The 9960-nt window shown below is 68.6% G+C and carries 8 protein-coding genes and 3 tRNA genes; 7 read left to right on the top strand and 4 right to left on the bottom strand.

Translation table 11 applies throughout. The annotated features are described in order from the left end of the window. Positions 1–23: 23 nt before the first annotated feature. The 5 genes from ACFWF3_RS12140 to ACFWF3_RS12120 all read left to right on the top strand — a co-directional run bounded on the left by ACFWF3_RS12140 (position 24) and on the right by ACFWF3_RS12120 (position 2782). Positions 24–95 (top strand) — tRNA-Gly (locus ACFWF3_RS12140). 40 nt (positions 96–135) lie between these two features. Beyond that, positions 136–206 (top strand) — tRNA-Cys (locus tag ACFWF3_RS12135). Position 207: 1 nt separating this feature from the next. Next, positions 208–282: transfer RNA gene (locus tag ACFWF3_RS12130), tRNA-Val, on the top strand. A 180-nt stretch (positions 283–462) separates the two neighbouring features. After that, positions 463–1536, top strand: a complete 1074-nt coding sequence (gene mraY / locus ACFWF3_RS12125; protein ID WP_378658313.1) for a phospho-N-acetylmuramoyl-pentapeptide-transferase — start codon at positions 463–465, stop codon at positions 1534–1536. 52 nt (positions 1537–1588) lie between these two features. Next, positions 1589–2782 carry a hypothetical protein gene (locus ACFWF3_RS12120; RefSeq protein WP_379313698.1) on the top strand — a complete coding sequence of 398 codons (1194 nt, stop codon included), beginning with the start codon at positions 1589–1591 and terminating at the stop codon, positions 2780–2782. On the opposite strand, the gene ACFWF3_RS12115 is transcribed toward ACFWF3_RS12120, so the two are convergent. Continuing rightward, positions 2748–3701 carry a hypothetical protein gene (locus ACFWF3_RS12115; protein ID WP_379313697.1) on the bottom strand — a complete coding sequence of 318 codons (954 nt, stop codon included), beginning with the start codon at positions 3699–3701 and terminating at the stop codon, positions 2748–2750. The two genes, ACFWF3_RS12120 and ACFWF3_RS12115, sit on opposite strands and share 35 nt — an antisense overlap. A gap of 374 nt (positions 3702–4075) precedes the next feature. Between ACFWF3_RS12115 and ACFWF3_RS12110 the strand changes: the two genes are divergently transcribed. Continuing rightward, the gene (locus ACFWF3_RS12110) at positions 4076–6106 is read left to right on the top strand and encodes a hypothetical protein (protein WP_379313696.1); all 2031 of its coding nucleotides are present in this window, start codon (positions 4076–4078) and stop codon (positions 6104–6106) included. A 173-nt stretch (positions 6107–6279) separates the two neighbouring features. Here the strand turns inward: ACFWF3_RS12110 and ACFWF3_RS12105 are convergent, their stop codons facing one another. Beyond that, entirely contained in the window at positions 6280–7224 is a 945-nt protein-coding gene (locus ACFWF3_RS12105; protein ID WP_378988719.1) for a LysR family transcriptional regulator, read from the bottom strand. A 63-nt stretch (positions 7225–7287) separates the two neighbouring features. After that, positions 7288–8796, bottom strand: a complete 1509-nt coding sequence (locus tag ACFWF3_RS12100) for a flavin-containing monooxygenase (RefSeq protein ID WP_379313694.1) — start codon at positions 8794–8796, stop codon at positions 7288–7290. A 152-nt stretch (positions 8797–8948) separates the two neighbouring features. On the opposite strand from ACFWF3_RS12100, the gene ACFWF3_RS12095 reads away from it, so the two are divergent. Further along, positions 8949–9488: a GNAT family N-acetyltransferase gene (locus tag ACFWF3_RS12095; protein WP_378988715.1), complete on the top strand. Its 540-nt coding sequence runs from the start codon at positions 8949–8951 to the stop codon at positions 9486–9488. A 12-nt stretch (positions 9489–9500) separates the two neighbouring features. Here the strand turns inward: ACFWF3_RS12095 and zapE are convergent. Further along, positions 9501–9960 (bottom strand): AFG1/ZapE family ATPase (zapE, locus tag ACFWF3_RS12090; RefSeq protein WP_379313693.1); only part of this gene is annotated, 460 nt, incomplete at its 5' end.

Below are 9960 nucleotides of genomic sequence, written 5' to 3'. Positions count from 1 at the left end.
GCTCCCCTAAGTGTGAAGTAAATGCGGATGTGGCGCAGTGGTAGCGCATCACCTTGCCAAGGTGAGGGTCGCGAGTTCGAATCTCGTCATCCGCTCGAGAGGTAGGTAAGGCACTAGCCCCATCCTCCTTTGTACGGTGGAGTGGCCGAGTGGTGAGGCAACGGCCTGCAAAGCCGTGCACACGGGTTCGATTCCCGTCTCCACCTCGCGCGATTAGCTCAGCGGGAGAGCGCTTCCCTGACACGGAAGAGGTCACTGGTTCAATCCCAGTATCGCGCACCACCGTACCGAGTCAGGCCCCCTTTCGAGGGGGCCTGACTTGTTTGCGTTACCGGTCCAGCGAGCCGAGCCTGTAACCCAGATCACTCTCGGCACGGATTCCCGGTGAGCTCCCCTAGTATCGGCACACGGCATCGCCGGGCGGGTCCGGTGCGGGGACCGGCGGCATGGAGGGGCAATCGAGTGAGGCAGATCCTGTTATCGGCGGGGATCGCTCTTGTCGTCACCATCACGCTCACGCCGGGGCTGATCCGGGTCTTCGCGCGGCGAGGGTTCGGGCAGGAGATCCGGATCGACGGACCTGCCAGTCATCAGGCCAAACGCGGAACGCCGACGATGGGTGGGCTGGCAATCGGAGCCGGGGTGTGGGCCGGGTATCTCGGGTCGCATCTGATCGGGTTGCTGTGGGACGCACCGGGGCCGAGCGCGTCGGGCGTGCTGGTACTACTACTGGCGTCGGCGCTGGGTGTGGTGGGTTTCCTCGACGACTCCATCAAGCTGCGCAAGCACCGCAACCTCGGGTTGACCGCGGCGGGCAAATACATCGGGCAGATCGGCGCCGCGGTGGTGTTCGCTGTGCTCGTGCTGCGGTTCCCCGGCGCCACAGGGCTCACGCCCGCCGGTCGCAACCTGTCCTATGTCCGCGACATCAACACCATCACCTTCGCGTCGCTGTTCTTCGTGGCATTCATCGTGTTGCTGGTGGTCGCGTGGTCGAACGCGGTGAACATCACCGACGGTCTCGACGGACTCGCGGCCGGGTCGATGAGCCTCACGCTCGGCGCGTACGTGGTGATCACGCTGTGGCAGTACGACAACTCGTGCGAGATCAGTCCCGGACGCGCCTGCTACACGGTGCGCGATCCGCTCGACCTGGCGATGGTCAGTGCCGCGGGGGCGGCGGCGTGCATCGGTTTCCTGTGGTGGAACGCGGCGCCGGCCAAGATCTTCATGGGCGACACCGGGTCGCTCGGCCTCGGCGGGCTGCTGGCCGGGCTGTCGATCACCAGCCGCACCGAACTGCTGGCCGTGGTGATCGGGGCGCTGTTCGTCGCCGAGATCATGTCGGTGGTGTTGCAGATCGTGGTGTTCCGCACGACGCATACCCGGCTGTTCCGGATGGCGCCGTTCCATCATCACTTCGAACTCAACAACTGGCCCGAGACCGCGGTGATCATCCGGTTCTGGGTGCTGGCCGGGATCGCTTCGGCAACGGGGCTGTGCCTGTTCTACAGCGAGTACCTGACCTCGCTCTAGTTGTCGGGGCCTGCGGCTACGCTGACTCGATCGAGCGAGGGAGGTCGCCGCTGTGAGTGCCGAGATCGTCAGGCCACCGGGTCACGATATCGCCGCCGACGTCTCGTTCGAGCTCGAGGAGCTCGACGATCTGGTCGGCGAACTGCTCACCGACCATGCCGAACGCGCCGCCCGCGACGCGCGGATCGTCGCGTTGCGCCTCGGGATCGGAGGGCAGCGCCCGGAGACCCTCACCCGGATCGGCGCCCGCTACGACCTGGCCCGCGACAGGGTCCGCCAGCTGTACGCCAAAGCGGTCGGCCGGATCGTGCGCGACGCCGCCCGCGCCGGGCACCGGTCGGCGCAGGTGTTCGCGCACCGCTATCCGGTCGAGACGGGTGATCTGCGTCTGGTGCGCATGCTGCTGGCCGAGACCTACGCGACCGATACCGACCTGGTGGCCATGGAATGGTCCTACCTCAAGCTCCGGCTGGCCGGACACGAACCGGGCGACGCCAAGCGGGTGGCCGGCTATGTGATGCAACGAATCCTGGGCTGGCAGAAGAAGACTGCCAGCATCTTGGCCAAGCTACAGGTGCCGGCGGACGGTGCCGACGATCTGCGGGCGCTGCTGGCCGACGTGGAGTGGGCGACCGGATCGCCCGCCCCGCTGCCCACGGAGTCGGCGCGCGTGGCCGACGGTGACGACGACGGCCGCGGCCGGTTCTACTTGGCGAAAGCAGGCCGCGACGTCGCCTACGACTCGGCCATGGCGGCCCGGCTACTGCGAACCCTCGATGCAGACCCGGCGGTGGCGGCGTTCCAGGAAGAACCGACCGCACTGACCTATCGCTTCGCCGACGAAGACCAGGTGCACTATCCGGCCGTGGCCGCACAGCTCACCGACGGCCGCGCGATGCTCATCGACGTGGTTCCGCTGGGCCGCACAGCCTTCCACCACAACCGGATCCAGAGCGAACTCGGCCGCGCCTACGCACGCGAGCACGGCTGGGGCTGGCTCGTCTGGACCGGGAGCGCGATCGGTACACCCCAGCTCGAAGCTCGCCCGGTCGACGCCTCGATCGAGCAACGCCTGGCCTCCGACCTGGAACAGGGCCCCTACGATCGACAGGCGCTGGCCACGGTCAGCGCAGACACCGGCATCGACCTCCTCGACCTTGCCGGCCTCGTGCTCCGCAACGACTGGCAGTGGGACCGGTTGCCGATGCGGCTCAGCGCATCACCATCGCGCCGACCATCACGGTGAGGACCAGCAGCATCGCGCAGCAGGTGAGCCACTGCCACTGATCCAGGGTGCGATCCATCCGGCCGATGCTCGCGCGCAGGCTCGCCGCGACGCGCTGCTGGGCGAGGAGTTCGCTGCGCAGTCCGGCCATGGTGATGGCTTCGGCGTCGGCGTTCACCCCGGCCCGATCGATCCGGTTGTGCAGACGGCCGACCAGTCGCTGCTTGTCGCGCACGGCCTGGCGCGAGACTGCCAGCTCCACCCGCTGGTCGCGCAACTCGGTGCGCTGGTGCTCGATCATCGCGGCCTGTGCCGCGGTGTGCCGTTCCCAGGTGCCCACGTCGGACCACCCTCCTGTCGTGAGATCCGCGTGCCCCCAGTGCATTGCGCCGGACACCCAGTCTTCGAGAAAATCACGCAACTCGGTATCGCCGCCGGCCGGGGCGGCGAAACCGGTCTTGCCCGCGGCGAGCATGCCCTGGTCGATGCGGTAGTCGGCGGCCGCGGGCGCGAAATCGGCGATGCCGACCGCGGGGACCAGCGGCACCCAGAAACCCTGCGGGCACACCCACAGCACATCGTCGATTCCGGCCGCCTGCAGGCGTTTCCGGTGTGCGCGGGCCGCGGTGATGTCGAGCGGGCCGCTGCGCACCTCGACCACGCAGCGCCGGTCGCCGCGGCGCCAGTAGATATCGACGGGGATATCGCCGATCTGTGCGTCGACCTCGGCCTCGTCGGCGCCCGCCGCCGTGAGCCTGCCGCAGATCCAGTGCTCGAGACGCTGCGTATTCCATTGGGTCGCCGCACATTCGGGGCAACCACAGCCATAGCCGGTGCGTTCGGTGACGGCGCGGCGGCTGCCCTCGGAAATCCCCAGTTCGTCGAGCAGCGCTCGACGTCCACACGCCACCTGGGTCTCGCTCAGCCGCTTCGTCCTCACACCATCACTCCCTCACCAAGGGACCTGTCGTAGGCTCACGCGCACGTCCTGGACATCAGGTTCCCGCAGCCATCGAAAAGGCGCCAGCCCCCTTGACCCGCGTTCGGGTGCGTCATCGCCTGGTGATTGAGGTCACAAACGCGACTCTGCTTGTATATCAAGCCATTTCATTGTGCCAACGTCGCACGAAGACGCCTAATTCTTGATCATTTCGATACACAGACCCGGCCTGTTGCGTGTCCGTTTCATCCTGATTGAGAATCAGTTCGGCGCGTCGCGGAAGCGGTCACGACAACACGTGCTGTTGCTCCGGTGGATATGATCGCTGCGGCCGAGGCGGGCACGCTCGGGCGACCACGGGAAGTAGGGTGTGCATGAACCACGCTGAGCACGACGAGTCCATCGGGTCGATGCTGGCGAGTATCGCCACGGCGCTGCGCGAAGTCAGCGACAAGCTCGATATCGTCGCCGCGCGGGTCCAGCTCGATGTACCCACCTTCCCGGTCGACGAGGATCTGCCCGACCACACCCGGATCAGGCGGCTGGAATCCTGGGCATTTCGTGCGTCACAGGACATTTCACGCCTGAGTTCCCGGCTCGACGCCCTCGACAACGACGGTGAGCCCGATTCCGGCCGTCCGGCACGGAGCACGCCCAGCCGCCGCGAAATTCGCGAAGCCGCGGAGGCCGCCGAACGCGCGGCCGACGGACTCGACGACCACCGAGCGGCCCCCGAGTCATTACCACCTCATCGGGACCGCGATACCGACAGCTCCCGGCCCCCGCTCGAACGCCGCAACTCCCCTGTCCGGCCGGCCACCGACCACCTCGGCGACCCCACCGCGCTGGCCGCGACGCCGATCCCGCGCACAGCCCAGGCCGAGGCGGCGCCCCTGGGTCAACCGGCGTCGTTCGATACCGACTCGATCGCCGCGGTCGGTGGCAACGCGGCCGCCGGCGAACCGTCTGGTCGCCGACCCGCGCCCGTGCGGCTCAGCAGTACCGGCGAGCGGGTCTCGGCGGGCAATGGGACCTCGACGAACGGAATCAACGGCACCGCGAAGGGTCTGGCCGGCGACATCGCGTCCACCCGAAACGGCACACCGGCGCCCGCCGTGATCGGCATGGTGCTGACGGCACCGGTCGTCGACCACGCGGCAGAAGCGAGTGCGCCGACAGCTTCGAAGCCCACCGCGACGGTGCTCTCCGAGGATCGCCCGTCCACGTCGGGTGTCGACAACAGCACGCCGTCCTCCGCAACCAACGGACCACTGCCCGGGAGCGCGGAGGTGAGCGCCCTCGTGCGGGAGAGCGGCCCCAACGGGTTCGGGCTCGGTTCCGGTGCGATGAAGCACGTTCCGAGCTCGCCGGTCGACGACCGGTCGGCGCAGCAGGCGCCCGGAGATCCGCAGACGGCGGAGATCAGCCCCGATGCCGTGATCGAGCGGGCTCGCCCGGTGAAGAAGCCGACGGAGAGCTCGGCCACAGCAGACGGCAGACCGAGCGTTGCGTCGCCGGAGAAGCTGTCCACCAACGGGAACGGTGTCGCGCGGCCCGCGCCGACCGACCCCGTCTCTGCTGCCGAGGACCACCTGTCGTCGGGATTCACCGGCGAGCGATCCGCGACGCCGCCGAATGGCAAGCCGGTCAATGGATTCGAGTCCCACATCCCGCCGGCAGCTGAAGTCCGCCCGGACACCTCGGTGGATGCACAGCCCGCGGGCAACACTGCCAACGGCATCCACTGGTCTTTCACGGAGGAACCGGCGCCCCCCTCGCCGGCCCCGGACCGAAACGGACACGCCCGCAACGGCTTCACCACCGACTCCGCGCGCCGTGCCGAGTCCCTCTTCGACGATTTCACCCCGCGCGACCGCATGACCACCGGTGAATCATCCGAGCCACCGACCGTCTCCGGGCCGCCCCCACGCCTGACTCCACCGACAGAACTCACCACACAGCCGAACCAGGTGCCGGTGGATTCGGCGCGCACCCCCGGTCCGTCTCACGTCAACGGCGTCGGCCACAGCACCGCGTTCCCGAACGCCGATCGACCGGCGAACACCGCCGCCGTACCCGACCAGGAGCCGCGCAACAACCACGCGACGCTCACCGACCACGATCGTCCGTCCGCGGACTTCGATCCACCGACTCTCGGCCTACCGACCGGACGCGACGGGTCGGCGAGCAGCCCCGATCCCCTCGAACGCCCGGCCGCCGACCCGGTTCCGCCCACCGCCACCGACTCGGCCGGCATCACCGTCACCGGCACCTACCGCGCCTTCGACATCGAACGCGCGCACGTCGACAAGCTGCAGGCGATGCTGGACGAGCTGAAACGCTCGGCCGGTCTCCCACCGGGCCGCCGCGACGTATTCGGCCCGCCGACACCGGACGTGGGTTAGACGCACCTTCGTCTCCGCTCTGGACGTGAGCAGCTGAGAAACGCTGCGCGACGAGCATCCCAGGCGAATCGCCTCCTCCGATCCGACTGCGCACCACTGCAACCCATCAGGCGCGCGCGTCCATCTCGCACCGGTCACGTGCGAGCGGCGGACGAATGTTCCGGGGATGTCTGTCAGGCAGGTGTCGCCAGCGGAACCAGACCTGGACCGACCTCCGGCTTCGGAGGTTCGTGCAGGACTGTGCCGATGAGGTCGCGTAGGGCGCGATGACCGGCGTCGGCGGTATTGCGTGGATGCCACGCCATGGCGACGACGGGGGCCGGTAGCGGCAGCGGGATCTCGAACATCGCCAAGCCGAGCGCGGCGCGTGCGGCACGGGACACGAGTTCCGGTGCGGGGCAGATCAATTCGGTCGACGCGAGGGTGAGCAGCGCGGTGGGCAGGTCGGCGACGGTGGCGACCACGCGGCGGGTGCGGCCGTGCAGGGCGAGGCGGTCGTCGATCGGGCCGTGCGTGCGACCGGTGGGTGACACTTCCAGATGGCGTGCCGAGGCGTAGGCGGCGACGGTGGGGCGGTCGACGGCGAACGGATGGTCGGGCGCGGCGACGCCGATCCAACGGTCGGTGAACAGGCGCTTGACCACCGTTTCCGGGTCGGTCTGCCCGATCATGCCGACCTCGACGTCGACTCGGCCGTCGCGCAGCGCCACCGCACCGTCGGCGGCATCGGCCGCGAGCAGCCGCACGGTTACCCCGGGCAGCTCTGCGTGGACCGCCGCCAGTAGCGGACCGGACAGGCTCGCGCCGACCGAATCACCCACGCGGACAACGAAATCACGATGCCTGCCCGGCCCGTTCCCATCGCGGGCGGTGAGCAACGACCGGCCCTGATCGACCAGACTCGCCACATCGTGGCGCAATTCGAGGGCCCGCGGCGTGGGCACCATCTGTCTGCCCGAGCGAACGAGCAGCGGATCGCCGAGCACCTCGCGCAGCCGGGTGAGAGTGCGACTCATCGCCGAGGTCGAGGTGTGCAGTCGCCTGGCCGCCTCGGTCACGCTGTTGGTGTCGAGCAGCGCGTCGAGAGCGAGCAGCAGGTTCAGATCCAGCGCGTCCACGCGAGGATTATCACCAACGCACCGATCGCCGTCGGCGTTGCCGACGGCGATCCGGCGTGTCGGCTACCGCTCCGCTACGGGCGCCGGTGCGGGCGCCACCGGGGCGGCCACCGCGCGATTGCGCAGCACCCCGCGATAGGACGGCGGCCGCACGGGTCGCACCCACTGCGCCAGCCGCGACATCAACGGCAGCGGCGTGCCGAGATCGTCGAGCATCTCGTCGATATTGGCCAGCGAGAACGGGACCACCGAGGCACCGTGCGCGTGGTTGCCCTCACTGCGTTCACGCGACCACTCCAGGCGCGCATCGATCTCGTTGTTCATCAGCTCGGCCATCGGCGGCACGAACCGGCCCGTGAGCAGCCCGGCGATCCAGTGCGCGCCCACCTCGGCGCTGAGGGCGCTCACATTCGAGCTGTTGTAACCGGCGAAGCTCAGATTGGGGACCTCCACCGGCAGGATGTGGCGGTAGAGCCGGAAATCGCTCACGTCGTCGGTGAGGGCGCGCCGCACGAACGGGGTGAGGAACGGCACCTCCTGCCGGTATCCGGTGGCGCAGAGGACGATCTCGGCCAGTTTCAGGCTGCCGTCGGCCAGACGCACCGCGGGTCCGTGCGGTCCACCGATCAGTTCGGTGATCTCGGTGTCGCGGTGTACGCTGATCCGGCCCGCCTCGACCTGCTCGGCGAAGCCCTCGGTGGCCAGGCTCGCGCTGCTGGTGCCGATCTCGGAGATCGGGCTCGTCGGTACCAGATCGAGCTCACGCAGCCGCAGCTTGCGCGTCACCCGCTCCTGCAGCAGGTCCATGTTCGACTGGCGCAGCGAGAGACGGTCGAGCAACCGTTCGACGCGGTGCGGGAAGCGGGACGGGAAGTGCGCCTCCCCCGCGCGGGTCAGCAGCAGACGTTCGTAGTCGGCGCCGAAACCGAGCTTGCGCGGCATCTTCCAGGTGAGTCTGCGCGCCACCACGGTGGTCTCGTCGGCGATGTGGCTGACGGCCTCGGCCACATCGCACGCGGACTTGCCGTAGCCGAGCACGACCACCGAACGATCACGCGCCTGTTCGACATCGTGGAATTCCGAGACATGGCACAGTCGCCCACCCGCGGCACGGAACGCCGCGGTGCCGGCCAGGTCGGGCATCACCGGGTCGCTGTAGACGCCGTTGGCGACGATCAGGTGATCGCAGGTGGTGCGGTGCACCCCCATGTGGTCGCGGATCTCGAGCAGCCAGCCGCTGTCGACCGGGTCGGCCGCCACCACCTCGGTGCCCAGGCGCAGGTGCGGGCCGAGGCCGAACTCGTGCACGTATCCGGCCAGGTAGGCCTGCATCTGCTGGCCGTCGGGCCAGCGGGGGAAATCCTCGGGCATCGGGTGATCGCTGAACGCGTACGTGGATTTGCTGTTCTGCGCGCGAAGTCCCGGATACCGGCGGGTGGCACTCCACACACCGCCGACGTCGGGGGCCCGGTCGAAGACTTCGACCGGGAACCCCGCCTGACTCAATACCTTCGCGCAGGCCAAACCCGCCACTCCCGCACCGACGATCCCGATGCGGCTACCGCTCGTCATGCGCAGGAGACTACTCGGACCAGTAGGTGAGGTGCCACCGCGCTGGACAGCCCACAGTCGGTGGGACAGTGCCCGACCCAGCCGTAGTGCCGCCGCGCTGTCGCGATCCACAGTCGCGCCGCGGCCGGGGTGACCCGTGCTGTACTGGAAGGATGACCAACAGTTCCGTCGTCGTCGACCGAGCCGGACTCTGGGACGCCGAGGCGCTCAGCGATGTGGCCGCCGCGACATTTCCGCTCGCCTGCCCGCCCGAGGCCACCGTGGGCGATATCGAGATCTTCCTCGAGCAGATGCTGTCGGGCGAACGCTTCGGCGAATACCTGTCCGACCCGACCAGGACCGTGCTCAAGGCCGTCGAGGGCGACGAGATCGTCGGCTACGCCATGCTCATCGCGGGCAGGCCGAGCGACCCCGACGTCGCCGCGCAGGTGAGCGCGGGCGAGGTGGTCGAGCTGAGCAAGATGTATGTCCTGCCCGGACACCACGGCAGCGGCGTCGCCGCGGCATTGATGGACGCCGTGGTCGACACCGCGCGTGACTCGGGCGCCGAGACGGTGTGGCTGGGGGTCAACCAGGCCAACGAGCGCGCGCAGAAGTTCTACGCCAAGCACGGGTTTCGGCAGGTGGGCACCAAGACGTTCGTGGTCGGCAACCAGCTGCACTCCGATTTCGTCTTCGAACGCGCGCTCTGACCGGCTGTGGGGTCAGGCGGCCGCGGCCTCGAAGCGCGAGAGCGCGAGCAGACGTGAGATCGCGCGCAGGTACTTCTTGCGGTAGCCGCCGTCGAGCATCTCCTTCGAGAAGATCTCGTCGAGCTTGACGCCCGAAACCGTCACCGGGATGCTCGCGTCGTAGAGGCGGTCGGCCAGTACGACCACGCGCAGCGCGACGGCCTGATCGGTCACGGTGTGCACGTCGGAGATGAACACCGAGGCCACGCCCTGGATCAGCGCGCCGAACTTGGACGGGTGCAGCGTACTCAGATGCTTCAGCAGCACGTCGAATTCGTCGAGGGTGGAACCCGGGGTGGTCGCGGCACGCTCGACGAGCACGTCGTTCGAGGTGGGTTCCGGCGCGGGCGGCAGGTCGCGGTGCCGGTAGTCGGGCCCGTCGACGCGCACCGGATCGAAGATCGAACCGAGCTTCTTGATCTCGCGCAGGAAG

Origin of the sequence: Nocardia sp. NPDC060220 (assembly GCF_042727815.1) — a bacterium.
Taxonomy (GTDB): Bacteria; Actinomycetota; Actinomycetes; order Mycobacteriales; family Mycobacteriaceae; genus Nocardia.
The sequence above is the reverse complement of the archived record's forward strand: the minus strand, read 5'-3'. Positions and strand labels throughout refer to the sequence as shown.

Bases quoted from the DNA above. Each gene is read 5' to 3' on its own strand.
- ACFWF3_RS12110 (WP_379313696.1), top strand. From the start codon at position 4,076: ATGAACCACGCTGAGCACGACGAGTCCATCGGGTCGATGCTGGCGAGT.
- ACFWF3_RS12100 (WP_379313694.1), bottom strand. From the start codon at position 8,796: ATGACGAGCGGTAGCCGCATCGGGATCGTCGGTGCGGGAGTGGCGGGT.
- ACFWF3_RS12095 (WP_378988715.1), top strand. From the start codon at position 8,949: ATGACCAACAGTTCCGTCGTCGTCGACCGAGCCGGACTCTGGGACGCC.